The organism is Niallia sp. NCCP-28, assembly GCF_023168165.1.
Lineage (GTDB): Bacteria > Bacillota > Bacilli > Bacillales > Cytobacillaceae > Niallia.
Window position 1 is genome coordinate 956,316 of the sequence record NZ_BQYJ01000001.1, and the last position, 26,030, is coordinate 982,345.

The 26,030-nt window shown below is 34.6% G+C and carries 21 protein-coding genes and 1 pseudogene; 3 read left to right on the forward strand and 19 right to left on the reverse strand.

From position 1 onward, the window contains the following. Nucleotides 1-188: 188 nt before the first annotated feature. The 18 genes from argH to ezrA all read right to left on the reverse strand — a co-directional run bounded on the left by argH (nt 189) and on the right by ezrA (nt 22,951). Complete coding sequence (gene argH / locus NCCP28_RS04745) at nt 189-1,583, reverse strand: argininosuccinate lyase (protein ID WP_248560216.1); 1,395 nt, start codon at nt 1,581-1,583, stop codon at nt 189-191. Beyond that, complete coding sequence (locus NCCP28_RS04750) at nt 1,580-2,788, reverse strand: argininosuccinate synthase (RefSeq protein WP_248560217.1); 1,209 nt, start codon at nt 2,786-2,788, stop codon at nt 1,580-1,582. The genes argH and NCCP28_RS04750 overlap by 4 nt, the downstream gene beginning before the upstream one ends. A 467-nt stretch (nt 2,789-3,255) precedes the next feature. Continuing rightward, entirely contained in the window at nt 3,256-5,547 is a 2,292-nt protein-coding gene (gene helD, locus NCCP28_RS04755; protein WP_248560218.1) for an RNA polymerase recycling motor HelD, read from the reverse strand. Between the two features lie 95 nt (nt 5,548-5,642). Beyond that, nucleotides 5,643-6,467 (reverse strand): EcsC family protein, encoded by an 825-nt coding sequence (locus tag NCCP28_RS04760; RefSeq protein ID WP_248560219.1) that lies wholly within the window; start codon nt 6,465-6,467, stop codon nt 5,643-5,645. A 174-nt stretch (nt 6,468-6,641) separates the two neighbouring features. After that, nucleotides 6,642-7,829: an acetate kinase gene (locus tag NCCP28_RS04765; protein ID WP_248560220.1), complete on the reverse strand. Its 1,188-nt coding sequence runs from the start codon at nt 7,827-7,829 to the stop codon at nt 6,642-6,644. A gap of 255 nt (nt 7,830-8,084) precedes the next feature. After that, nucleotides 8,085-9,068, reverse strand: a complete 984-nt coding sequence (locus NCCP28_RS04770) for a class I SAM-dependent methyltransferase (RefSeq protein WP_248560221.1) — start codon at nt 9,066-9,068, stop codon at nt 8,085-8,087. Nucleotides 9,069-9,306: 238 nt separating this feature from the next. Then, a complete protein-coding gene (tpx, locus tag NCCP28_RS04775; protein ID WP_248560222.1) occupies nt 9,307-9,807 on the reverse strand; it encodes a thiol peroxidase in 501 nt (166 codons plus the stop codon). A gap of 213 nt (nt 9,808-10,020) precedes the next feature. Further along, a complete protein-coding gene (gene ytfJ / locus NCCP28_RS04780; RefSeq protein ID WP_101175694.1) occupies nt 10,021-10,476 on the reverse strand; it encodes a GerW family sporulation protein in 456 nt (151 codons plus the stop codon). Between the two features lie 27 nt (nt 10,477-10,503). Beyond that, nucleotides 10,504-11,196, reverse strand: coding sequence for a DUF2953 domain-containing protein (locus NCCP28_RS04785; RefSeq protein WP_248560223.1), 693 nt, complete (start codon nt 11,194-11,196; stop codon nt 10,504-10,506). 256 nt (nt 11,197-11,452) lie between these two features. Next, on the reverse strand, nt 11,453-12,001 hold the full coding sequence (locus tag NCCP28_RS04790) for an RDD family protein (protein WP_248560224.1): 549 nt from the start codon (nt 11,999-12,001) through the stop codon (nt 11,453-11,455). Nucleotides 12,002-12,014: 13 nt separating this feature from the next. After that, a complete protein-coding gene (sppA, locus tag NCCP28_RS04795; RefSeq protein ID WP_248560302.1) occupies nt 12,015-13,025 on the reverse strand; it encodes a signal peptide peptidase SppA in 1,011 nt (336 codons plus the stop codon). A gap of 220 nt (nt 13,026-13,245) precedes the next feature. Beyond that, complete coding sequence (gene rarD / locus NCCP28_RS04800; RefSeq protein ID WP_248560225.1) at nt 13,246-14,172, reverse strand: EamA family transporter RarD; 927 nt, start codon at nt 14,170-14,172, stop codon at nt 13,246-13,248. Nucleotides 14,173-14,402: 230 nt separating this feature from the next. Beyond that, a complete protein-coding gene (locus NCCP28_RS04805; RefSeq protein ID WP_248560226.1) occupies nt 14,403-16,010 on the reverse strand; it encodes an amidohydrolase in 1,608 nt (535 codons plus the stop codon). A 546-nt stretch (nt 16,011-16,556) separates the two neighbouring features. Further along, the gene (gene mbcS, locus NCCP28_RS04810; protein ID WP_248560227.1) at nt 16,557-18,128 is read right to left on the reverse strand and encodes an acyl-CoA synthetase MbcS; all 1,572 of its coding nucleotides are present in this window, start codon (nt 18,126-18,128) and stop codon (nt 16,557-16,559) included. Between the two features lie 251 nt (nt 18,129-18,379). Further along, a complete protein-coding gene (locus NCCP28_RS04815; RefSeq protein ID WP_101175688.1) occupies nt 18,380-18,583 on the reverse strand; it encodes an alpha/beta-type small acid-soluble spore protein in 204 nt (67 codons plus the stop codon). A gap of 140 nt (nt 18,584-18,723) precedes the next feature. After that, complete coding sequence (thiI, locus tag NCCP28_RS04820; RefSeq protein WP_248560228.1) at nt 18,724-19,935, reverse strand: tRNA uracil 4-sulfurtransferase ThiI; 1,212 nt, start codon at nt 19,933-19,935, stop codon at nt 18,724-18,726. Next, nucleotides 19,936-21,081 (reverse strand): cysteine desulfurase family protein, encoded by a 1,146-nt coding sequence (locus tag NCCP28_RS04825; protein WP_248560229.1) that lies wholly within the window; start codon nt 21,079-21,081, stop codon nt 19,936-19,938. A gap of 157 nt (nt 21,082-21,238) precedes the next feature. Then, the gene (gene ezrA, locus NCCP28_RS04830; RefSeq protein WP_248560230.1) at nt 21,239-22,951 is read right to left on the reverse strand and encodes a septation ring formation regulator EzrA; all 1,713 of its coding nucleotides are present in this window, start codon (nt 22,949-22,951) and stop codon (nt 21,239-21,241) included. Nucleotides 22,952-23,372: 421 nt separating this feature from the next. On the opposite strand from ezrA, the gene hisJ reads away from it, so the two are divergent. Further along, nucleotides 23,373-24,170, forward strand: coding sequence for a histidinol-phosphatase HisJ (gene hisJ, locus NCCP28_RS04835; protein ID WP_248560303.1), 798 nt, complete (start codon nt 23,373-23,375; stop codon nt 24,168-24,170). Here hisJ and refZ read toward each other — a convergent pair. Continuing rightward, nucleotides 24,156-24,779 carry a forespore capture DNA-binding protein RefZ gene (gene refZ, locus NCCP28_RS04840; RefSeq protein WP_248560231.1) on the reverse strand — a complete coding sequence of 208 codons (624 nt, stop codon included), beginning with the start codon at nt 24,777-24,779 and terminating at the stop codon, nt 24,156-24,158. The two genes, hisJ and refZ, sit on opposite strands and share 15 nt — an antisense overlap. A 247-nt stretch (nt 24,780-25,026) precedes the next feature. Between refZ and NCCP28_RS04845 the strand changes: the two genes are divergently transcribed. Both NCCP28_RS04845 and NCCP28_RS04850 read left to right on the forward strand, forming a co-directional pair. Further along, a complete protein-coding gene (locus tag NCCP28_RS04845; protein ID WP_248560232.1) occupies nt 25,027-25,506 on the forward strand; it encodes a GAF domain-containing protein in 480 nt (159 codons plus the stop codon). A 308-nt stretch (nt 25,507-25,814) separates the two neighbouring features. After that, nucleotides 25,815-26,003 (forward strand): annotated as a pseudogene (locus NCCP28_RS04850) (transposase); the annotation flags it as partial. Nucleotides 26,004-26,030: the final 27 nt, after the last annotated feature.

Below are 26,030 nucleotides of genomic sequence, written 5' to 3' on the forward strand. Positions count from 1 at the left end.
TACCTACCTTGGTAACTCGGCTCCCCTCAAGGCTTCGCTCTTTAATGCCGCAGACGTTTTCAATCAGCCTGAAAATTTGTATGTTTGACTTTGTCTACACTCTGAGGTATCGAATAAGATTTTCGATACCTCAGAGTGTTTATTTCATCTAGCATTAGCGGAAAGCAAAATCTTCACTGATTGCCGATTCACTTTATTGCTTGTCCCTCTTTATTCATACAAGCTTTTGCTTTTGCAATTGCTTTTTTTATTTGTTCAAAGCCTGTACCGCCAGCGCTATTTCTGCGCTGTACAGCCGTTACAGGGTTTAGTACATGATAAATATCCTCTTCAAACAAACTGCTGGCATCTTTAAACTCATCTAACGATAAATCACTTAAGAAACAGCTCTTATTCACACAATATAACACAAGTTTTCCAACTACTTCATGGGCCTCTCTAAATGGCATGCCTTTATCTGATAAATAATCCGCCAATTCTGTTGCATTAGAGAAATCATTTTTGGTTGATTGCTCCATTACATTCGTATTTACTTTCATTGTTTGAATCATTCCTGCAAATATCTTTAAAGATCCAGCTACCGTTTTTACTGTATCAAACATGCCCTCTTTATCCTCTTGCATATCTTTATTGTAAGCCAGAGGAAGTCCTTTTAATACTGTTAAAAGACCCATTAAATTACCATATACACGTCCAGTTTTTCCTCGGATTAATTCCGCCATATCTGGATTTTTCTTTTGCGGCATAATACTGCTTCCAGTAGAGAAGCTGTCATCTAATTCAATAAATTTAAATTCTTGGCTAGACCATAAAATAATTTCTTCACTAAAACGGGATAAATGCATCATTAGAATCGAACTTGTTGATAGGAATTCTAAAATAAAATCCCGATCACTCACTGCATCCATACTGTTTTCATAAATAGAATCAAAATCCATTAAGCTTGCACTATAATTTCGGTCAATTGGGAAAGTTGTTCCCGCTAATGCACCCGCGCCTAATGGAGAAATATTAATTCTATTTAGGTTTTCCGCCAATCTTGCTTTATCTCTTTCAAACATCCAGAAATAAGCCATAAGATGATGAGCAAAAGAAATTGGCTGAGCTCTTTGCAGATGTGTATATCCCGGCATAATTGTTTCAATATGCTCATTCGCCTTTGCAAGCAAAGCATGTTGAAGTTCTTCTACATAAGAGATAATATTCTTAACTTCTTTGCGCAAATAAAGATGCATATCTGTTGCTACTTGATCATTTCTACTTCTGCCTGTATGAAGTTTTCCGCCAACAGGACCAATCAAATCTGTTAATTGGCTTTCTAGATTTAAATGGATATCTTCTAATTTCACCGAAAAAGCAAGCTCTTCTTTTTCCGCTTTTTCTTTTAGAATTAATAAACCATTTTTAATTTTTTCCCCTTCCTCTTTTGTTAAGATGCCTGTTTGAGAAAGCATTGTCACATGGGCAATGCTTCCTTCAATATCTTCTAGCACTAACTCTTGATCAAAAGAAATGGAAGCGCCAAATTCATCTACCCATTCCTCCGCAGACTTTGTAAATCTGCCTCCCCATAATTTCTTCACACTGTCACCTTCTTGTTGTTTTCCACGATGCTTTGTACTTTTGTTGGCAAGCCCCATAATTTAATAAACCCAACAGCTGCTGTATGATCAAATTCATCATCAGAAGTATAAGTTGCCAATTTTTCATCATAAAGTGAATTTGGAGATTTTCTTCCTTCAATAATAGAATGACCTTTAAATAATTTTATACGTACTGTTCCTGTTACATTTTTTTGCGTTTCTTTCAAAAACGCTTGCAATGCTTCTGTAATAGGAGAGAACCAAAGTCCTTCATAGATTACTTCTGTCAGTTTTTTCTCGATAACTGGTTTAAAATGAGCGACTTCTTTTACTAATGTAATATCTTCTAATTCTTTATGTGCTTTAATTAATGTTAAAGCAGCTGGGCATTCATAAACCTCACGTGATTTAATGCCGACTAGGCGATTTTCTACATGATCAATTCTTCCAACTCCATGTTTGCCAGCTAACTTATTCAGCTCTAAAATTAAATCAGATAATTTATAAGGGATGCCGTCAATGCTTACTGGCACACCTTCTTTAAATTCAATTTCAATCACATCTGCTTTATCTGGAGCATTTTCCAAACTAGAAGTTAATTCATACGCTTCTTCTGGTGGTGCTGCCCAAGGATCTTCTAAAACTCCACATTCATTTGCACGTCCCCAAAGGTTTTGATCAATCGAAAATGGACTGTCTAAGTTAATCGGAATTGGAATATTTTTTTCTTTTGCATATTCGATTTCTTCTTCACGGCTCCAGCCCCACTCGCGAACCGGCGCCAATACTTGCAGGTTTGGATTTAGGCTTTGAATTGATACTTCAAAGCGCACTTGGTCATTTCCTTTTCCCGTACATCCATGTGCAACTGCTACTGCATTTTCCTTCTCCGCTACTTCCACTAACTTTTTGGCAATTAGCGGTCTTGACAACGCAGATACAAGTGGGTATTTTCCTTCATACATTGTATGTGCTTGTAAAGACACTAACGCAAAATCTTGTGCAAATTCTTCTTTTGCATCAATCACATATGATTGCACTGCACCAACAGTTAATGCTTTTTGTTGAATAAAGTTTAAATCTTTCCCTTCTCCAACATCAAGGCAGCATGCTACAACATCATACCCTTGATCTTGAAGCCATTTAATTGCTACAGATGTATCTAAACCGCCTGAATATGCTAAGACTACTTTCGGATTTGCCATTTTTGTTCCTCCTATATATACGAATAAATATTCATTAATTTATATTTTTATTCAAAAACTATACTAAACACTTTAACAACTTTTTCTAGGAAATTCAATAGTAATTTATAAAAATATAAAAAAAAATATATATTTATGAGAATTACAGTATTTTATCCCTGCACTGTTAGATACGGATATCGCTCCCTCTATTCACATAAAAGTTGATTTTCTTTTTTTGCTTCAATAAAAAAAGAGAGGCAAAATCTCCCTCTCTCTTTATGCAGTAATTTATACATCATTTATGTAATTTGCTAATAACATGAATCAGCTTAAGACATGATTAGCTTCTCCATCGCAAAACAAACAGTGCCAGTTAATCCTGATGCAGCCAAAACAGCAAACATCTAATATTTCTGCTACTGGGATTGCACCTCCCTGTTTATCTATTGCTTCTGTCTTTTCATACTCTTGATTCACTGCTTATTTTATTGCTGATCATAATTAACTTCATTCACATAATCTAGCAATAAATCTTTTTGGGATTTGGCAAAAAGATCAAGCTTGTGCATAGGTCTTGTCATTGCTACATAAAGAAGCTTTATTTCTATTTCCTCCAAATGAAAACACTCATCAAGAGAAAAAATCACAACAGCATCAAATTCTAATCCTTTTGATAGATAGCTTGGGACAATTATTACATGGTCTTTTTTTAATTCTTCGTTTTCCCGAAGCAACTGAGCTTCATAGTTTTTGCTTTTTTTTAAATGCTTGTATATTTTTTTACACTCTTCTTCTGTTTTTCCAATGACAGCAATAGAATGATACCCTTCTTTTTGAACAGCTTGTATTTTAGCATCTACTTTCTCTACTAATTCCTTTTGATTATGAAAAGGATGAAAAACCGGCTTGTCTCCGTGGCGGACAACTGGCTTTACTTTCGGAAGATCTTCATCAAGCAGTGCTAATACATCATTTGCCATCTGCATAATTTCAATCGTTGTTCGATAGCTTTTCTGTAATGTCATATAATTCGCTCGGGGAAAAACAGTTTTCCTTAAAGCATCCCAGTTTTTTAGCCCACGATAAGAATGAATGCCTTGAGCTAAATCGCCAACAAGTGTAAACATATCCGTTTCTAGTCCAGCTTTTAAAGCATATAGCTGGAATTCGCTGTAATCTTGCACTTCATCTATTACTACATTTTTTGCTTTATATTTTTTATCAATGCCAAATATTTTGTACTGCAAATAAAAAAGCGCACCAAAATCTTCAATTTCTACTTTTTTCTCTTGAAGAAGGTTTGTTTGGAAATCTACGATAAAGTTTATCTCCTCTTCAGAAAGATAATCGCCTGCATATTTTTTAAATATCTCTTTACTTCCAAATAATTGTTGATAATATCCATATAAAGTATCTACAGGGATTTTAGCAGCATATTTCCTAACAGCTGACGCTGCTTCCTTTTTCACCGCATCTAGTCTTTCTGTTTTTGTATCTAAAAAATAGACAACTCGCTCTTTTCTTTTTTCATCATCTTTTATTTGCAAAGCGCGATCTAGTGCAGCTTCGTACTTTTCTGTTAGTTTTGTGAAGATGATACTTTTTTTCCGTTTCAAATCTGCTTGCAAAATCCCTTTAATTTTTTCTTTTCGTTTCACAAGGGGAAGATAATTATATTCTGTTTTAAAAAGCCGCTGCAATTTTTTCGCCCCATACAAAGGGAATTTTTCAATGCGAAAGTCTTCTTGTGGACACATGTTATCACATATATCATTTAAATATTGATCTATTATTTTTTTGTAAGTCAATGACCCTTTAAATTGTGCAAGCCATTTGGTCATATCCTCTTTTTCTAATGAATGGTGAAGCAAAGAGATCAATTTTTCAGTAGACTTTACCATTTTTATGTTTTTGCCAATGCATAATCGTACATAATCAATATAGGTTGTTTGTCTGATTTTTTCTACTCCAAGATCTGGAAGAGCATCTGCGAGATAGCCAATAAACATGTTATTTGGAGCTAAAATCATAAGCTGCTCTGGCTGAAAATATTTTGCATAATGGTAAATGAAATAAGAGATTCGATGCAGGGCAATCGTTGTTTTTCCACTGCCTGCTGCACCTTGAACAATAATTGGCCGATTAAGGTCTGCGCGAATGACTACATTTTGTTCTGCCTGAATGGTTGTAATTATTTCTGTTAAACGCTGGTCTGCCTTTCCGGCTAAAGATTCCTGCAGCAATTTATCCGTTGTAGTTAAATCAATATCCTGATAATCAATAAGTTCTCCTTTCTCTATTTTATATTGCCTCTTTAATGACAAATGTCCTTCGATTATTTCGTCATCCACCTCATAGGACACTTCTCCTAATCTTCCATCATAATAAACATTAGCAATAGGTGATCTCCAATCAACAATAATTGGCTGCTGCGTTTCTTTTTCATAAAGAGACGTTTTTCCAATATAATATATTCCTTTTGTCTTTTTATCCTTCATCTGATAATCTATTCGTGCAAAATAAGGCGCCTCCAATATTCTCTGCAGAATATTCAATTCTGTTGTCGCAGTTTGCAAAAACTTGCTATTTGTTAATAAGTTAATATAACTTAAACTACTATCCAATAAATCAGCATTTCCCATTGCCTGCTTCATATTTTCCTGTAGGTTGCCTTGATTCTGCTTCGCTTCTGCTATTACTTCATTCATATAATTTTTTGTATAAAGAAGACGTTTTTGTTCTGCTCTAAATTCAGCCATCTTATTTTCTTCTTTCATATCCTTTGACTGCTCCTTTAAAAAATTTATCCTCTAACTGTCAAATCCTTTTTTCTTCATAAGGAGATTTCAATCTCTATGTAGCTTTTTACTTATTAATCAGCTGCTTTTTTTAAATCCAAATAGCTTTTTTGATAATAGTTATGTGCAAAATCAGTTATTTTTTTAGTAAATTGGTAATTGGCTCCTCCACCAAACAATATGCTGAAATAAGGAGATTTTTTACTAAAGTGTAAAATAAGGATGATTTTTATACTTTGCTTTAATAACAATGAAAAAACGTGTTCATCCATTATCTCTTCCGTACCTTTATAAAAAAACTCTTCCCGATAATTATCTAATTCAGCCATTAACTGATTCCATGCTTCTTTTTGCACCATCTTAGGCAAACACGCTGCATGAAATACTTTTAAAACAGTCATAATTTCATAAGGACTATTAGCAGGTCTTCCATAAATGGATGCAATAACTTGAATGGAGCGCAGATTGATTGCTAAAACTGCGAGAAGATCACTAAGCAAAAAGGAGGTTTTTCCACTCCCTGAAGCTGCACCTTGGCCAAATGCAAGGAGGCGGTAATAGGCTATTTGCTGTTTTGCAATGGCATATAATTGATCACTTGTTAATATTTTTATTTCTTCCAATTGAACAATATCTGCATTAAATAATCTTGCTGAGTCGATCAATTTATCTGCCGTATTTTTCTGAAAAGTGGAGTTAAACAAAATGGAATGAAAGTGAAACAAGGAACTGTCTAACAGCATATATATTTGTTCTTTTGTCGTTTCCGGCAAAAAAGAAAGTCCTAATTCCATATATTTTTGATATATTTTCACATTGACTGGTTGATGATTTGCTAATTCTTTTTCCCATGTTTTTATCTTTTCTAAATAATAATAATCACTTTTAGTCAAAATCACTTTATCTCCTCCAACAAATAGAATAAACCACTTTATATAAATGAGGATACCATATTTAGACAACAACTGGAAAAAGTGCCATATAGTTTGTGCTATTCATTATTTTATTAACAATCAACAACAAAAATCCGAATTTCGATTAAATGACGAAATTCGGATTTTTATTGTTGATTATTATTTTGCAAGTCTTACTACATCACGTGCGATCATTACTTCTTCATTTGTAGGAATAACCATTACTTTAACTGGAGAATGAGGGTAATTAATAAATGATTCTTCTCCAGAGATTTTGTTTAAAGTTGGGTCCCAGTATACGCCCATAAACTCTAGTCCTTTTAATACTCTTGAACGTACTACTTCACTGTTTTCACCAATTCCAGCTGTGAAAATGATTGCATCAACACCATTCATTCCAGCAGCGTATGAACCAATGTATTTATGAATGCTGTCAGCAAATACTGTTAAAGCAAGTTCTGCACGATCATTTCCTTCATTTGCAGCTTCTGTGATGTCACGCAAGTCACTTGAGAAGCCAGAGATACCTAAAAGTCCACTCTTTTTATTTAATACTTGAAGAACTTCATCAGCAGTAGTATTTGTTTTATCCATAATGAACGGAATAAGCGCAGGGTCAATATTACCAGAACGTGTACCCATTGTTACACCTGCTAAAGGTGTGAATCCCATTGATGTATCAATTGATCGGCCTCCATCAATTGCTGCAATGCTTGCTCCATTACCTAAATGGCAAGAAATTAAACGCAATTGGTCAATCGGACGGCCTAATAATTCTGCCGCACGTTGAGAAACGTACTTATGGCTTGTACCATGGAAACCATATTTGCGCATGCCATACTTTTCATAGTATTCGTAAGGAAGGCTATATAAATATGCGCTTTCTGGCATAGTTTGATGGAAAGCTGTATCAAACACCGCAACTGCAGGAACATTTGGCAACACTTGTTGGAACGCACGAATTCCTGTCAGATTTGCTGGGTTGTGCAATGGAGCCAACTCAGATAAAGCATCAATTTTTTCAATTACTTCTGGTGTGATTACTGCAGAATCGGAAAACTCTTCTCCACCATGTACAACACGATGGCCAATTCCTTCGATTTCATCTAAAGAAGCAATAATTCCAAGTTCTGTTAATTTATTCAAAAGAATTTTAACAGCTACCTCATGATCAGGAATTTCTGTTACTTCTTTAATTTTTTCGCCATTTGCAGAAATATTAAAAACTGCATCATTTAGCCCAATACGTTCGATTAATCCTTTTGTGATAACTTCTTCACTTGGCATTTCAAAAAGCTGAAATTTTAATGAAGAACTACCCGCATTAATTGCAATAATTTTCGACATAAATTTATATACGCTCCTTTTATATAACAACAGTTTTATACGCATGCCTGACATGGAACAACCTTATTGTGTACAACAGACATCACAAATATCTCTCAATTTACCATTTAAACATTGTACTACAAACATTTCAAGCACTTAATCAACAGATTTGCCATTTTTTACGATTTTCTTGCTATTTTTCATTTTTTTGACAAACTTTACCTTAAAATCACCGAAAACTACTATATAATAGAAGAATTCTGTTTTATAACATTATTTATTATCTTTTACCCATTTTTCAATATCCGCTAATATTTTTTCCATTTTTCCCATATTAGAAAGACTTGGCACATTAGCCAAAAGCACTTGTTTTGGAGCTTCTATTCCTTCGCCCTTTTTCTGTACCACTAAAATGCTTTTTGCTGCCTGTTTACTTTTGAATAGTGTTAATGGCAACTGCATAATCGCTTGAATATGGACCGTTTCTTTAAAAAATTGATGCAGCTTATCTGCCTGCTCACTTTCAAACAAATTATTTGGTATCATGCAGAAAAGATAGCCACCAGATTTCAAGTGGTTAATGCTTTGTTCAATAAACAAATGATGTGCATAAGAGTGGCCATTATCTGACTTTAATTTATAGTCACTTGCACCAATATCATTTGGATAATAGCCAATAGGCAGATCGCTTACAGCTAAATCAACAGGATCAATAAATAATTTTCCCAAACTGTCTTGATTATAGAATTGAATTGGCTGCTCTTGTAAATTTGCATTCACAAAACCAAGCTTCAATAATAAATCGTCTATTTCTACCCCATATGCTTCTATGACTTTTTCAGGCTGTTGATTCATTACTGTTGTTAAGAGATTCCCTGTTCCTACGGCTAAGTCAAGAAGTCTCATTTCCTTGTGCTTATACAGTTTTTGCACTAAATAGCCAATAAACATGCCTATTGAATCTGGGGTCATTTGATGATTCGACTGAATATTTTCCTGCATTCCTTTTAATATCGCTAATTGAAAACTCTTTCGTATCTCTTCTTTGCTATATTTATCGAGAGAAATTGATTCATAGCTCTTTTTTAGTTTTTTCCTGCCATATTCACTTAAATCAGCTTGTAAAATTGCTTCTTGGAACATATTCTCACCCGTATTGGCCAATGCTTCTAAATACGTACATCCCATCTCTTCCTGTAACAATGTTGCTGTTTCGCTAAAAACTGTAAATAGTTCTTCAACCGGAACCATTTTCATTTTTTCTACCACCTATTCTATAGTATGTTTTTTACCCAATTGTGTTTGTATAGTAAGATTGCTTTCACCTGACACAAACAATCATCGTCTATCTTATCATTTAGACACATGAACATTGCTGCATATTAATGCCACTTATTTTTCTAGATTTTTCCCATCAGGGTTAACAGAAAAAAATCTCGAAAATATTTCCGAGACTTTTTTCATACAGCATCTTTTTGGATTGTCTTCGTTTTTATTATTTTGCTTGTTTTGCCGCTTCAATTGCTTTTTCATAATCTGGATGATTGCTTGCTTCCGATACATATTCAACATAAGTTACTGTATCAGTTGAATCCACAACAAAAATTGCACGAGCGAGCAAACGCAGTTCTTCAATTGCTACTCCATACGCTTTTCCGAAAGAAAGGTCTTTATGATCAGAAACCGTTATAACATTATCAATCCCAGAAGCCGCACACCATCTTCTTTGAGCAAAAGGCAAATCCACACTAACTGTAAGAATTTGTACATTATCCAGTTTTGCTGCCTCTTCATTAAAGCGGCGTGTCTGCGCATCGCAAACACCTGTATCAATTGAAGGGATGACACTAAATAAACGAACCTTTCCTTTTGAACTGTCTAATGTAACAGCAGACATATCATTTGCCAATACGGTAAAGTCAGGTGCTTTATCACCGACTTTCACTTCAGTTCCAATAAGTGTTACAGGGTTATTTTTAAAAGTAATAGACGCCATTTCTCTTCCTCCAGTACTTCATCATATGTATATTCTTTGACTATCATATCGCTAAGAATATGTATTTGCAACGAAAACGTTCTATTCAGCATTAAAAATGGTCTGACATTCTTTTGGCGGGCATAAGAAGCAAAAGCCTCCTTATGCCAATCCTGTTTGCATGTCAGACCATTATAATATAGTTTGCCGCTTTATCAACAACAAGTATTTATATTAAAATTCAATATCTTCTTTTGGTTTAGGCGGTTCTTGTTTTGCAGTTGCAGAGGATGCTTGATTATTATTTTTAGAGAACATCTGTGAAACTTTCTCGACTGCCTGAGGGGCAAAATCTAATAATTTTTCATATAAATGAGTGCTTTCATCTAAATGAACCATGTTTACACCTTGTGCATTAACAATTAGAAAAGCAATAGGAGTAATGGAAACTCCTCCTCCGCTACCTCCTCCAAAAGGATGTTTTGTGAAGGAACTATCTTGTGCAGAATGATTTTCCAAAGTAAATTCACTTCCACCTGCAGCAAATCCAAAACCAACCTTGGATACAGTAAGAATTACACTTCCATCTGGTGTTTCCACAGGATCCCCTATTATCGTATTTACATCAATCATTTCTTTTAGGTTTTCCATTGCTGTTGTCATTAAGCCTTGTATTGGATGATCTGACATATTGCTATTCCTCCATATAATCATTATTTATTTTTGGACAGACGTAGTTGTATCAGTGGATTTAATCTGAGGAAATCCGCCCTTCCAAAATTTAATTATCTTAATACCTGCAAACATAGCATGCCCTATTCGAAATTGAAACATACACGTAAATAATGTTTCAGAGGCAACACGCTGAAATTGGGGATAAATATTTATTTTAGGCATATTCTGCATTCGCATATATTGACTTATTATGCCTATTATCCCTCCCTTTACTGCCCAAAGTGCCCCAGAAACCGCTCCCGTATGTGCTGCATCGCCGAGACCGACAATTGAACTCCATTCGATATTTTTAATGGTCACTTTTGATAAAAATGATCGAATAATGCGGTGAAATCCAACAACATGCCACAATATTTCCTTTGCATTCTCCAAGGTAGCTACTAAATCCTCTGCTGAAAATTGTTTCGTTTTTTTTGTACCTGCTTCCTGTGATTCATTTATTTTTGTTTCTTCCTTTACCACAATGGTTGGAGAATTATCATCTATTTTAATAAGAGGAATTTTCTTTTTATATCTTATAAGTCCAAATAATAGTTTTACCTCAATCGTTAAATCATCACTATCTTTTTTATGATAATAGCGGATATGTATGGTAGACTTCGTAACTAAAAGCAAAAAGAATAAAAGCAGCAGCAAGGAAAATAAAATAATTCCAATAATTAATATAAGCTTCACTTAATACACGCCCTTCAACATTTTATTATTGGTAAAAAAAAAATATATATACTATTTTTACCAATAATAAAACTAACTATATTAACTGATCTTCCTAATAAAAAATCCCCCGTAAAAAATTTACAGGGGATTTTTTATTCAAACTGTTTTTGCAGTGATTGTATATATTAATTTGTTATAAAATAATCAAGCATACAAAAAGAACCTTTGTTTATAGGAATATCATTTATATTTTTCACATAAATTCAGCGAGCTTTTATCGCACATGGACAACAGCTGTATCTGCAAATAAATCATGCAGTCCTTGTTTTTTAGGTAAAAATGCAACTATTGCATAAAGAATAATAACACTAGAAGAAATAAAGCGCCCAATCCATTCCCGGAAAAGAACTGTGTCCCAAGATAAACTTTCTTTTTTGAGCGGCACTACTTCTAATCCAAAAATCATCTTTCCTAATGTTTGTTTTAAAAATTTTGTCATCAAAACAAAATACAAATAAAATACAATAGCTGTAGTTATATTTATCGGTGTAAATATGCCGCTTTCATGTAAAGGCATATCAGCAGCTCGAAATATAGGATGTATGATAATCCGATTTAGACTGCCAATAATAATCAAATCCACTAAATATGCCCAAAACCTCATCCAAAACCCGGCAAATTGATAAGTCGGATTTTCAAAGACTTGTAAAGAGGCATTATTATGGAGCTCTTGCTGTTTTTTCACTATTTCTTCTTCATCATGCTCCATATTTTCCATTTGTTTAATTATTGCTGTTTCTTCCTCATTTGATCGATTTGTCATTTGTCATCCTCCCCTACTCTGCGTATAAATACATAAGACGAGGAGAATTTGTATGGCTGACAAGTTTTAGAATATTAACTAACTCCTTATCCTCACCCATTATTTTGTTGGCACTCATCCCGAGTATAGATGCTAAACCAGTGCTATCTGAATAGCTCACTACCATTGGATCGCTCAAATGATAATCTTTTTTCATCTGTTCCATTACATCATCAAAATAGCCAAATCCATCGATTAAATTTAACTGTTTTGCTTGTCTGCCATCATATATTCTTCCATCTGCAATTTTTTTCACTTCTGACGTAGACATGCCTCTTCCATCTGCAATGACCTTAACAAACCCTTCATACGAATTATTAATCATGGTTTGCAGTATATCTTTTTCCTCTTTTGTCATCTCTCTAGTCGAACTCATAATATCTTTATATGGGCCACTTTTTATCGTAACAAAATCAACTCCATATTTTTCTGCCAATCCTTTAAAATTATAGCCATGCATAATGACTCCAAGAGATCCTGTTAATGTTTCAGGACTTGCAAATATTTTATCTGCTGGTGCGGAAATATAATAGCCGCCAGAAGCTGCCATAGATCCCATCGAAATATATACAGGTTTTTTTGAATTTTTTTGAATTTCTACAATTTTATCGTGTATTTCCGCACTTTCAACAACACCGCCCCCTGGTGAATTGACTTTGATGATCAGGCCTTTGACACTATCATCTTCTTGTATGTAATTAAGTTTCTCCATAAAGGACTTATGATTATAACCTGCTGAACTAAGGAGCGACTCTGCATCTCCAGTATCTTGTATCGTTCCATCGATTTCTAATACTGCAATTTTTTGCAATTCATCCCCATCTTGTATAACATCCTCAGCAAATGCCTCTTCTTCAGCATTCATAAAGCTATTGAATATTCCTTCCACATCTGTTGTCATGGCTGTTGATACAATGCTTGTGATAATAGAGAATACAAATAAAAATGCGGCAATTCCCAACGCTGCCCAGCGTTTTCCATTCATCAAAATATTTTCCCTCCTGCTATTCTTTGCTTATAAAACTATACGTTAAACTTTATTAAATGTTTCAAAAAATAATACTTTCTGTACAAGTTTTCCTTTTATGTGTAATAAAAAAAGATTATCAACCTAATCACTACAACTAGTTTTTCCTAATGAACCATTACCATTCCTTTGTAAAAATCTAGATGGGGGATGAAGAATCCCCACTGATTGAAGTTTCTTATTTACTATAAACCTCTGCTTTCGATTTATTAAAAATCCGAAATAATTTCGTTTGTGATAAGCTGTATATGGTTAACGCCGACCAAATGCAGATAAATGCCATTAAATGCGAATTTGTAAACTTTTCATGATAAAGAAAAACGCCAAGAATTAAAGTAAGGGTCGGGGTCAAATACTGAATAAACCCTAACATGGAAAGAGGAATTCTTTGTGCACCTTTTGCAAAAAACAGCAAAGGAATGGCTGTTAAAACACCAGAAACCATTATTAATATATTGATGCTCATTGAACCAGTAAGAAATTCATGTCTCCCACTCGCAAATAAATAGCCCATATAAAAGAGGGCAATTGGGGTAATAAACAACGTTTCGATTGTTAAACCAATTTCAGAATCTAATACTATTATTTTTTTTGCTAAGCCATACAATCCAAATGTTAAAGCAAGAGACAGTGCAATCCATGGAAAACTCCCATGAGAAAAAGTTAAAATAAGCACCCCGATTGCTGCTAAAACAAAGGAAATGATTTGTGCCCTCTTCATTTTTTCTTTTAAAACAAGCACTCCTAAAAGTACGCTTACAAGGGGATTGATATAATAGCCAAGGCTTGTTTCAATCACTTTATCTGCATTAACTGCCCATATATAAATAAACCAATTAAAGCTTACAAGAATAGAAGCCGCAAATAAAAGAAAAGCCTGCTTTTTATTTGTTTTAAAAGCTTGAATCGTCAAAATGACTTTTTTCCATTTATTTGTCGAGATAACGAGAATAACCATAAATATAAAAGACCATATAACCCTGTTAGCTAAAATTTCATCTGCCCCTACTCCCTGCAAAAGTTTCCAATACACCGGAAACATTCCCCATATTAAATAGGATATCCCTGCAAATATAACACCTTGCTTTACTTTATTTTCTCCCATTTTTATCGCTTCTTTCTATTTACGAAATATTCCACCATTATAATATCTAAAATCATTTCCCACAAGACAATATTCAAAAAACTAGCAGCTACTTATACTAGCTAGTCCCTTTTTATTTATCACCATGCCAAACCTTCATCTATTTCTTTCCTGCAATTAGCAGAAGACTTTCTATTTCCTATATATGGTTTAATTGCTACTTATATGTTATTTTACCTGTATATGCATCTCTAAATCGGCATAGAGGCATCATACATAATCTGGCCGCCAATAATCGTTTTCTTCACTTTTAATGTATCAATTTCTTTTGCATCCACTTCAAAAATATCTTGATCCAACACGGTAAAATCTGCTGCAAATCCTATATCTATCATGCCTCGATCTTTTTCATGACAAATAGCAAGCGCACTTCCTTTTGTATACAAGCATACTGCCTCATATACTGTCAGCGCTTCAGCCATCCTATACCCTTTTTGTTTTTCATCAAATGTATTCGTCCTTGTCACAGCTGCTTGTATTCCACAAAGAGGGTCTGCTGATTCTATTGGCGCATCTGAGCCACCTGCACAAATAAGCCCTTCATTAAGCAGTGTTTTCCAGGCATAACAATAATCCATACTTTCTTCCCCAAGCCGTTCGATCACCCAAGGAAAATCGGAAGAGACAAAACTTGGCTGAATATCTAAAATAACAGGCAATTGCTTTACTCTATCAAGCAAATCGGCACGAAGCATTGTTGCATGAATTAGCCGATCTTTTCCAATTCCTTTTAAAGGATGTTTTTCTAAAGCACAAAGAACCATTTCAAATGCAGCATCGCCAATAGCATGAACAGCAACTGGCATATCTTGGTCCCGAGCTTTTTTTACAAGCTCATTCAATTGTTCCTGTGTAAAAATGGATACACCCCTTGTTGTTGGATCATCCTTATAAGGTCTGCTTAAAAAAGCTGTTCTTCCACCAAATGCTCCATCCGCAAATATTTTTATTGCGCCAAATTCTACCCACTCCCCACCACTTAAATATGCTTCCTTAGACTTTACAAAATCTGAAAAAACTTCATGATGGATCAGAAGGTGGGCTCTAAACAAATGCCCTTCTTCCTCGATTATTTTTTTAAATGCACGACATGTTCCCACATACCCATGATAATAGTTCAAATCTTCTGTATGGGCACCTGTCAAACCTAAACGATAAGCATTTTTAATTGCTGTTCTTAAAGCATTTTCTACATATGAATCGGCTGCTTTAGGCAAATGTTTTTTCACAAGTTCTTGTGCTTGATCTTTTAATATTCCAGTAAGCAGCCCCTTCTCATCCAGTTCAATCACCCCTCCATAAGGAACAGGAGTCAATTCATTTACTCTCGCTAGTTCAAGCGCCTTGGAATTAACAGCGACAGCATGTTTGCATATTCTATTTAATAATATAGGATGACTTAAAATATAATCGTCCAATTCTTTTTTTGTAATCGGTGTTTTTTCCACCCATAAATTTTCATTCCAGCCATCGCCAATTATCCATTCTCCCTCAGGAACCTCACGGGCAAATGCAGCCACCTTTTCTAATGCTTCTTCTTTTGATCGGCATCGTGACAAATCTAGCCTCAACAGTTTTTCTCCATAGCCGACAAGATGCATATGGCTATCAACAAAACCAGGCAGTAAAGTGTTGCCATATAGATCAATATTTTCTTTTATTCTATTTTGATATATCTTTTCTAACATATTTTTTTGTCCGTAATCAACTATTTTTCCCTTTTCAAAAAAAATTGCTTCCACTTTCTGTCCTTCTTGTTGCAATGTATATATATTTCCACCGTATACTAATGAGCCCACATGATTCCTCCTATACCTATCAGCTGTATAAAACAATAATTCTAATTTTTGATTGCTAGCCTATTCTACATATAAAAAATAAGCAGACATGTATATATTAAGGATACATTCTGCTTATTCCTTTATTATTCCTTATCTTTTCCAAAAGCTGTTTTCATAAACTTTGCTGCTTTAAAGAAGCAGGCTGATTTCCTTAGAGCAGGCGGTGAGCATCCTCTGCTTCTCGCCTGGCCCGTTAATCCCACAGAAAACTTGCACCTTTCACTCCAATCAATCTGTTTTAACAATGGATTTACTCGTTGAAATTACCAAAAGACAACAATCTTTTAGCAAACAGCCTCTCCAAAAGAAGATATAGTTTGGTTTATCATACATTAATGGACTTTCCTCCACTTAATTGAATGATAAAATCTAGATATCTAGAAACTTGTCCGCAAAAGCCTGATAAAAAGTACACAGACTTCCACGTCCTGCGGCAGCGCCTGTGCGGCCTCAGGCTACAATCATCGAGGAGCACGGAAAAACCTATTGATTGTTAGTTTCACTTTATTTTTTGCTTTCATTTTCCCTTAATTCTACACGGCGTGTTTTCCCAGAAGTTGTTTTTGGCAAGTCATCAATAAATTCTATCTTTCGTGGATATTTATAAGGCGCCGTTAATTCTTTTACATAGGTTTGCAGCTCTTTCACTAATTCAGCTGTTCCTTTTACACCATCTTGCAGTACAACAAAAGCTTTTACTATATTTCCTCTGATTGGATCTGGACTTGCCACTACTGCACATTCTTTTACAGATGGATGTTTCACAAGAGCATCTTCCACTTCAAATGGTCCGATTGTATAGCCAGAGCTAATGATAATATCATCGCTTCTTCCTTCAAACCAAAAATATCCATTTTCATCTTTTTTTGCTCTATCACCAGTTATATAATAATCGCCTCTAAATTGATTTTTGGTTCTTTCAGGCTCTTTGAAATATTCTTTAAACAGTGCTGGTGTATCTTTATGTACAGCAATATCTCCAACTTCTCCCACTGCACAAACCTTGCCATGTTCATTGACAATGTCCACTATATTTCCTGGGGTCGGCTTCCCCATAGACCCAGGGCGCAAATCGACCCCTTTGGTTATACCTAATAATAAAGTATTTTCCGTTTGGCCATATCCATCTCGAACATCCAAATTATAATGCTTTTTAAACACATCAATGACTTCTCTATTTAACGGTTCTCCAGCTGAAACAGCACTTCTTAAACTTGTTAATTGGAAAGTGTCAATATCCTCCACTTTTGCCATTAAACGATACTCCGTTGGTGTACAGCAAAGCACATTCACTTCATATTTTTCCAGCAGCTGCAAATATTTGCGAGGATTAAATTTTCCATGATAGACAAAACCTGTTGCTCCAGACCCCAATACGGATAGTAACGGGCTCCAGACCCATTTTTGCCATCCAGGGCCTGCAGTTGCCCATACTAAATCTCCTTCTTCAATACAGAGCCAGTTAGGCGCTGCAGTTCGAAGATGAGCATATGCCCAGCCATGTGTATGTACTACGCCTTTTGGATTTCCCGTTGTTCCAGATGTATAAGAAATAAAAGCAGTGTCCGTTTTTTCCGTTTCACAAATATCTAAATCTTCTGAAGCAGATTTTGCTTCCTCATCTAGATAAGTCCAGCCTTCGACTGCCTCTCCAATGACAAAGCGTTTCAGTGAATTGATTTCTTCTACTTTTTTCAGTTCATCCAAAAATGGATAATAACTGATGATCCCTTTTACATCCCCATGCTGAATTCGATACTGCAAATCTTTTGCCCGAAGCATTTCCGAACTTGGCAGAATGGTTAATCCTATTTTAAGAGCAGCCAAATAAACCTGATACGCTTCTACTAATCGAGGAACGATGACTAAAACGACATCCCCTTTTTTTAAGCCTGTGTCTTTTAATACATTTCCCATCTGATTCGCTAACTTTAAAAGGGAGTTATATGTAATTTCTTTTGTTTCTCCATCCTCATTTTCCCATTTTAATGCCAAACGATTTTTATCACGGGCACACTTTTCTATTTCTGAAACAAAATTATATGTTTGTGGTGCTATCAAGTCTTGCCGACTCATTTCTTTTCCCCCTATAATTATTTAGGATTTTAAAAATATACTTTAGTCATTATACTATTTAGAAGTATTTTTTTAAAATAAATAACTTGATTCTTGTTTAAAAATTAAACTCTGTTAAATTTGCCTGTTGATTGCAGCAGGAGGCATTCGCTTTAATCTATAAAATATAAAAATCAACAATGAGCTTTATATAGCCAAAAACTAATAAGGAGTGAGGCATATGCCTCACTCCCAGTAGCCATTATATGGAATTATTTTGCATAACCACCAAGTTGTTGTTCAGCCATTTGAACTAAACGTTTAGTGATTTCTCCACCAACTGAACCGTTAGCGCGAGCTGTTGTTTCTGCACCAAGACTTACTCCAAATTCTGTTGCAATCTCATATTTCATTTGGTCTAATGCTTGAGAAACACCAGGTACTAATAATTGATTTGAACTGTTGTTGTTTGCCATGTGTATCACCTCCTTGTGATAATAGAATGTGTAATACACATGGTCTTCATTCATCAAAAATATTGGTAATTTTTATCAATAAATCATTCATTATATCCATGCTGCCAATTTCCAAACTTCTAGATGTCGGATCCCAGCAATTAAAATAATGACTCTTCAGTTTTTTCAGCGTCCATTTTTTCCCCTTGCTTGATGATTATTGTCTCTACTTTTGAAACGGCCTCTTTAATCATTGGCTCAAAATCAACAAAACTTTCATAAAACTGGACTTTTTCTTTTTTAGGTTTTGTTTTTGGTGATGACGGCACAAACACAGTACAGCAATCCTCATATGGCCTAATAGATATATCATGTGTATCTATTTCCCGTGCAATTTTGATGATTTCTGTTTTATCCACCGCAATTAATGGTCTTAAAATTGGTGTGTTTGTTACATCATTAATAGCGTACATGCTTTCTAATGTTTGGCTTGCAACTTGTCCCAGACTTTCTCCGGTAACAATAGCTAAAGCTTCTTGTCTTTTGCGGATTTCATCTGTGATACGAAGCATCAGCCTTCTTGTTGCCGTCATCGTATAGTTTTCTGGAATTTGTTTATGAATAAGCTGTTGAATTTCCGTAAAAGGGACAATATGCAGCACAAAATGACCATTTCTATTTGCTAATTTTTTGGAAATATCAATTACCTTTTGTTTTGCTCTTTCTGAGGTGAATGGTGGACTAAAAAAATGAACACCTTCTAGTTCTAATCCTCTTTTCATTGATAAGTATCCTGCAACTGGGCTGTCTAATCCACCAGACAACATTAACATCGCTTTCCCACTAGTCCCTGAAGGAAGGCCTTGTGCCCCCTGTATTGTTTCACAAGATAAATAAACTGCCTCTTCTCTTATTTCAATCAATAAATTAATATCAGGATTTCGTACATCTACTTTTATGCCGGGAATATTTTTTAAAAGATGGCCGCCAAATAAAGAATTGATTTCCCCAGTATCTAAAGAAAATGTTTTATCGACTCTTTTTGCCGTAATTTTAAATGTTTTTCCCTCTTGATAGATAGAAGACACTAACTTTAATGCAGCCTCTTTCATTGTATCAATATCTTTTTCCAACTTAATTGCTGGACTAAACGACTGTATTCCAAAAATATTTTTTAAAGCTCTTGCAATCTCTTTTTCGTTCTCTCCGTTTAAGAGCACATACATTCTTTCTCTTTTCACTTCAATTTTTGCAAAGGGAAAAGGAACAAGCGCCATTTTCACTGATTTATGCAATTGATCTACAAACTTTTTTCGATTTCTTCCTTTTGTTGATAATTCACCATATCGGATTAATATTCGATCATATTTCATTTATTTCATCACACCTCTTAGCCATTTTATTGTGTCCGCTATTTTTTCGATCGTTATTTTTATTTCTTCCAATGTATTGTCATAGTGAAGACTAATGCGAAAAGAACTCTCTGCTACATCTTTTGCTACTTCCATGCTTGTAAGTGTTTTGCTTACTGTATTGCTTTTAGATGAGCAAGCGCTAGTCGTTGAAAGATAGATATTGTGTTTTTCCAATGCATGGACAAATACCTCTGCTTTAATTCCCAAAATAGAAAAATTAATAATATGAGGTATACTTTTATCTAAAGGAGAATGTATCACCACATCTTCCATTTTGGCTAAATTCTCTCGCAAGTACCGATTAAGTTCCACGAGCTTGTCCTTTTTATGCAGCTGGTTGTCTAGTTGCATACGCAAAGCCTTAGCGGTTGAAACTGCACCAGCAACATTTTCTGTTCCACTTCGATAATTTCTCTCTTGTCCGCCTCCAGCTAGCAATGGAGCTAACACTAGTCCTTCTCTTATATATAAAACACCATTTCCTTTTAATCCATGAAACTTATGTGCTGAAATGGTATATAAATCAATGTTTGCTTTTTTTAACTCCACAGGCAATTTCCCTATTCCCTGCACTCCATCTACATGAAATAGCACTGATGGTTTCTGCTTTTTTATCACGGAACCTATTTCTGCTATCGGTTGAATAGAACCTATTTCATTATTAACGTGCATGATTGAAACAATGCTAGTATCTTTGCGAATATTGCTTTTTATATCCTCAACAGAGACTAAACCATTCTCATCGACTGGAAGATAGGTGATTGTAAATCCATCTTCTTGCAATTGTTCCATTACTTTATGAATGGAATCATGTTCTATTTCCGTTGTAATAATATGTTTCCCTCTGCCTTGATAAGCATTGGCAGCACCTTTTAAAGCAAAATTATTCCCTTCCGTCCCTCCCGATGTAAAGTAAATCTCGTTGCTTTTTACACCCAATAAATCGGCAATTTGCATTCGAGCTTGTGTAAGCAGCTTTTCTGCTTGCCCCCCTATAGAATGTAAAGATGAAGGATTTCCAAAAAACTCTGTTGCTACCGTCGAATATGATTTTACAACATCAGGAAATGGTTTTGTAGTAGCACTGTTATCTAAGTATATCAAAAGCCTTCTCCTCCTTATGCTTGCAACTTTATATGGTATCACAGTACCTTCATTTTGCAAATATAGATCATTGCCCTTTATATAGACAAAAAAGGTGAGAAGCTATTTTTCATAGCAACACACCTTTTGCACTTTTTCCTTTTTATTAGCTACTTTATTAATTATATTGGTTCTCTTTTTCTTTTTCTTCCAGCACTATTGCTTCCATTCGTTTTATGCTGCCTGGTTCTACTTCTTCGATTGCTGCAGCAGCTTGACTTAGTGCATCACTATATTTATAGTGCCTAAATGAAGCCTCTGCCTGAGATAAACTTTTTTCTACTTTCGTATATTTTCTCCGGTACCTGTTTCCATATTGAATGATTTTTTCTGCAAGCATTACTGTTTCCACTAATTTATCTGTCGCTTCCACTAATGCAGCAACATTGCTTTCTGCCTGTCCAATCAATGTATGTACAGCAGGAATATCCAATGGAGCTTCATTTAAAATAGACTTTAGCTTTTCTATGCTTTCTTTTGCTTCGTCTATCAGGCTGCTATATTCTTTTGTTACGCCAGGCAAATTGCTATTTGCTACCACTCTAATGGAATTTGCAATCTCTTTGCTTAATTCTTTCATTTTTTGGCGTGCAAGCACTTCATCTTTTCTTAATGCATAAAATTTGTCAAATAGAACTTGCTGCTCCTGGGCAACAGTTTCCATTTGTTCCTTTAGAAGCTTTAATTCTTCTGTCAGCACAGTATGCGCTGCTGTCTCATGCATTAGCTTATGTTCCAATACTTCATATTGCTTGAATAGATGCTTTAGTTTGGTCTCAAGCTTAAATTGCAATTCCAAGTCCTCATTATCAATATGATAGCTTCTTTGCAGCAAGCTGACTTCTTCTTGCAAACGCTCATTAGCACCACCTATAGCTGCCAAAATGCCTTTCACCACATCCAGATTTTTAGTGGAATAGTTTTTGGCTATCGCTTCTTTTTCCAATAAATCATATAATAAATCTAGTTTTTCTTGAACTTCTGCTAGTATGCTTTGAATCCTCTCTACTTCGCCATTCTGCAATAATTCACTGCATAACTTCAATTCTTTTTCTATTTCTTCAACTTCCGCCTCCAATTGGATATGCTCCAAAATAAAGCCTTGTTCCAGCATAGCTTTATACCCTTCTTTTAGCTCACTGATTGATTCGGGCAATTTTGTTTTGCATTCCATTAAAATAGGAGGGATTGCTTCTACTAAAAAGCGAATATACGCTAATTTTTCTTCTATTTGCTGAACAATCTTTCTCGCATCCAAATAATTTCCGTTTTTTGTATTCTCTTCATAATCATTTAATAAAGAAACTACTTCTTTAAGCATAGCTTCTAATTTAGGTTCCGTTTCTCCAAAAGTATATCGATGTGCAAGCAATGTCTTTTTGCTTTCTCGATAAGTCTCTTTTAAACCTTCTATTTCTGTTCTATTTTTTTCTTCACTTCCAACAAGATTCTCCAATTCCTGGAGCATTTTTTCAATTGATTTTTCGATTTGCTCTAATTTCAAATGAATTTTATTTTGATTTTTTTTTACTTTATGTAATTTATATTTATCAATAAATTCTTCTGTATCAAGGAGCATTTCTTCCACTTCAGGCAATTGGACTGTAACAATATCATCCCATTCGGATCTCCATCGCTCAAACAACTCTTCTGTTTGCCCAATCATATTTAGCTGCTTTACCTTAGAAAGTTCTTCTAAAACCGGCCGATTCATAATAGTCATTTTCCGATTTTCCAACTCATCCACTAAACCATAGTATTTTCTTTTGATAAGATATCCTGACAAGAATAGACATATAATAATGACTACTCCCCCAATTATGTAATCCATTTGAAGCCCCCTGTTCTAGCACCGACCATTTTTTATTCCTATATCTATAATAAAGGTATGTAAAAGTTCTTTTCATTTGTTTTTATGATACCATGTAAACGTCATTTTTTGACTATTATTTTATATTTTTTTAAAAGAATTTCTATTGGATTGTGCAGGCATTTAACGAAAGAGAGAAAGAATATCCTTTTTTCTATGATAAAAAACAAAACTTCCTTCTTTTTTAGTAAAATAAAAAAAGACGGATGAACTCTAACATCCCTCCATCTTTTTTCATTTTTCGCTTTAATTTTCCACTGTGTTAGTCACTATTGTTGATAGAATGGTTTTGATTTCATCTGGCACACAAATAAAACCAAAATCAGCAGCATAACCCATAGTCTACTTTTTAAAAGAAAGGGAGAAAAAAATGAATACATCAATAAAAAAAGACGGGCATATTCACACAGCATTTTGTCCGCATGGTACAAAAGATGCATTTAGTGATTATATTGAAAAAGCAATTTCACTAGATTTTTCAGAAATTTCATTCACCGAACACGCCCCGCTTCCTGTCGGTTTTATTGACAGCACTCCGACAAAGGACAGCAGTATGGCACGAGAGGATCTCCCGCATTATCTGCAGATGGTCGAAGAAGCAAAAGACTATTACAAAAATAAAATAAAAATAAATATTGGATTAGAAGTGGATTATATTGAAGGTTTTGAAAAGGAAATCACAAGCTTTTTAAATGAATGGGGGCCAAAACTCGATGACAGCATTCTCAGTGTACATTTTCTAAAAAACAATATGGCTTATGATTGCGTTGATTATAGTCCTGAACTATTTGCCGCTATGATTGACCAATATGGGGATGTGGAAGCCATTTATAAACGGTATTTTGAAACAATAAAAAAATCAGTGTTTGCAGATTTAGGACCTTTCAAACCGAAACGAATAGGACATATTACATTGGTGCATAAATTCCAGCATAAATTCCCCATTTCTAAAGATTATCGCTCTACTATTATTCAATTATTAGAGGATATAAAACAGCAGCAATTAGAACTTGATTATAACGGGGCCGGTTTATATAAACAATTTTGCCAAGAGTCCTATCCCCCAAGCTGGGTCGCTTTAGAAGCAAACAAACGGCAGATTCCATTGATTTATGGATCAGATGCTCACCAAGCAAAAGATATAGGCCAAGGCTATGACATGTTATTAGGGAATCGATAAAGATTCTTTATGAAAGCAGATCACTTCATCAATCCATCTATAGATTTCTTCTAAATATTTTTTTGCAAAATAAGATTCACGGACATATACATGCAGCACTTCTGTTAAATAAAATGCATTAAGAAAAGGCATAGATAATAGACTTTTTAATTGAATGATGCTATAAGAAATCATTTGCTTTTTAAATTGTTTTTTTTCTATGCCTTCTTCTAAAATTTTTGTCAAATAAAATCTTTCTTTTACATAATAAGTAGACATAATTTCTCTGACAACTTGAGAGTCAATCGACACTTCCCTTAAAACGAATCTCGTTAAATGCGGATGCAAACACTGAAAATGTATAATGGATTCTGCTATCTTCTTTAACTTCTCCGTTGGTTCCAAAAGAATATCCCGATAAACATCTTCTATTTTTTCTAAATATTTTTCAAAATAGCTTGTAAAACAGTATTCTAGCAGCCCATGTTTTCCATTAAAATAATAAGAAATATTTGCCACATTTACATGAGCATGCGATGCTATATCTCTTATAGAAGTCCCATCATATCCATTTCTGTTAAAAAGTGTAATTGCTGCTTCTATTATAGAATCTTTCGAATTTCTTTTCATATCATTTCTCCTCTCTTGCTAATATCAGAAATATATGGTTGAATAAATCAATCTTCTGCTTTTAAAAGATGTCTGCATTTAAAGAATGTAAAAAAAATCTTCTTATTCATTTGAGGTTAAAATAATATATATTATTACTTCTTGCTAAATAAGAACAATCCTTCAATAGAATCTCGACAAAGTTTCCTCCTTTTCAACTTTTTTTGCTAAAATAAAAATAATTTATGAAGAAAGATAGGTGTTTACCATGTTTAACGTCGAAATATATAATGGCAATCGAGAGGAAAAATACCAATTAGTAGTAAAACAGTTAAAAGCTCTTCTCGAAGGAGAAAAAAATGCTATTGCCAATCTTGCTAATGCTTCTGCTTTATTAAATCAATTTTTAGATCGCATTAATTGGGTTGGTTTTTATTTAGTAGAAGATGGAGAGCTTGTTCTTGGTCCTTTCCAAGGTCTCCCTGCATGTGTAAGAATCCCTTTTGGCAGAGGCGTTTGTGGAACTGCTGCAAGTAAACAGGAAACAGTTAGAGTAGAGGATGTTCACCTTTTTCCTGGACATATTGCATGCGACGCCGCTAGTCAATCAGAAATTGTGGTTCCAATAATTAAAAATGGTACATTAATTGGCGTTTTAGATATCGATTCCCCAGAAAAAAATCGTTTTGATGAAATAGACCAAAAATATTTACAAATTTTCACTGAAACATTAGTAGAATATCTATAAACTTTTTCAACATACCAAAAAACCTGGTTTAAGAACCAGGTTTCAGACTGTAGACAAACGCCCCTTAAAAAGAAGTTTGTTTACAGTTTTTTTATTATAAATAGGATTGTTGATTTCCGTTTCAGGGGTTCGCTTTCCACAGGGCGAGCGCCGAGCCGCTTCGCTCCTGCAGGGTCTCGGACTGTCTCGCTAATCCCGTAGGAGTCTCACCCCTTCCACTCCAACCAACTGGTTTTCAATCTATTTCGTATAAAAATTTGAATAGATTGGCTTTAAAATAGAAAAAGATACATAACAGAGGTGACATCATGCTTTCTAAACATTCTTCTATCCAAGATCAATTAGAAAGAATCGCTTTAGATCCATTAGTTCCAGCCAATCATTTAGTTCGCAAAATCGAAGCGGCACTTGATTTCTCGTTTATTTATGATTTAGCGAAAGATATGTACTCAGATATAGGTCGACCAAGTATTGTCCCAGCTGTATTAGTTAAACTGAAACCTGGTTTAAGAACCAGGTTTTTA

Coding starts and splice junctions, on each gene's coding strand:
- NCCP28_RS04750 (WP_248560217.1), bottom strand. CDS start 2,788: ATGGCAAATCCGAAAGTAGTCTTAGCATATTCAGGCGGTTTAGATACA.
- helD (WP_248560218.1), bottom strand. CDS start 5,547: ATGAAAGAAGAAAATAAGATGGCTGAATTTAGAGCAGAACAAAAACGT.
- NCCP28_RS04765 (WP_248560220.1), bottom strand. CDS start 7,829: ATGTCGAAAATTATTGCAATTAATGCGGGTAGTTCTTCATTAAAATTT.
- NCCP28_RS04770 (WP_248560221.1), bottom strand. CDS start 9,068: ATGAAAATGGTTCCGGTTGAAGAACTATTTACAGTTTTTAGCGAAACA.
- tpx (WP_248560222.1), bottom strand. CDS start 9,807: ATGGCGTCTATTACTTTTAAAAATAACCCTGTAACACTTATTGGAACT.
- ytfJ (WP_101175694.1), bottom strand. CDS start 10,476: ATGTCAGATCATCCAATACAAGGCTTAATGACAACAGCAATGGAAAAC.
- NCCP28_RS04790 (WP_248560224.1), bottom strand. CDS start 12,001: ATGACAAATCGATCAAATGAGGAAGAAACAGCAATAATTAAACAAATG.
- sppA (WP_248560302.1), bottom strand. CDS start 13,025: ATGAATGGAAAACGCTGGGCAGCGTTGGGAATTGCCGCATTTTTATTT.
- rarD (WP_248560225.1), bottom strand. CDS start 14,172: ATGGGAGAAAATAAAGTAAAGCAAGGTGTTATATTTGCAGGGATATCC.
- mbcS (WP_248560227.1), bottom strand. CDS start 18,128: ATGAGTCGGCAAGACTTGATAGCACCACAAACATATAATTTTGTTTCA.
- NCCP28_RS04815 (WP_101175688.1), bottom strand. CDS start 18,583: ATGGCAAACAACAACAGTTCAAATCAATTATTAGTACCTGGTGTTTCT.
- thiI (WP_248560228.1), bottom strand. CDS start 19,935: ATGAAATATGATCGAATATTAATCCGATATGGTGAATTATCAACAAAA.
- ezrA (WP_248560230.1), bottom strand. CDS start 22,951: ATGGATTACATAATTGGGGGAGTAGTCATTATTATATGTCTATTCTTG.
- refZ (WP_248560231.1), bottom strand. CDS start 24,779: ATGAAAAGAAATTCGAAAGATTCTATAATAGAAGCAGCAATTACACTT.
- NCCP28_RS04845 (WP_248560232.1), top strand. CDS start 25,027: ATGTTTAACGTCGAAATATATAATGGCAATCGAGAGGAAAAATACCAA.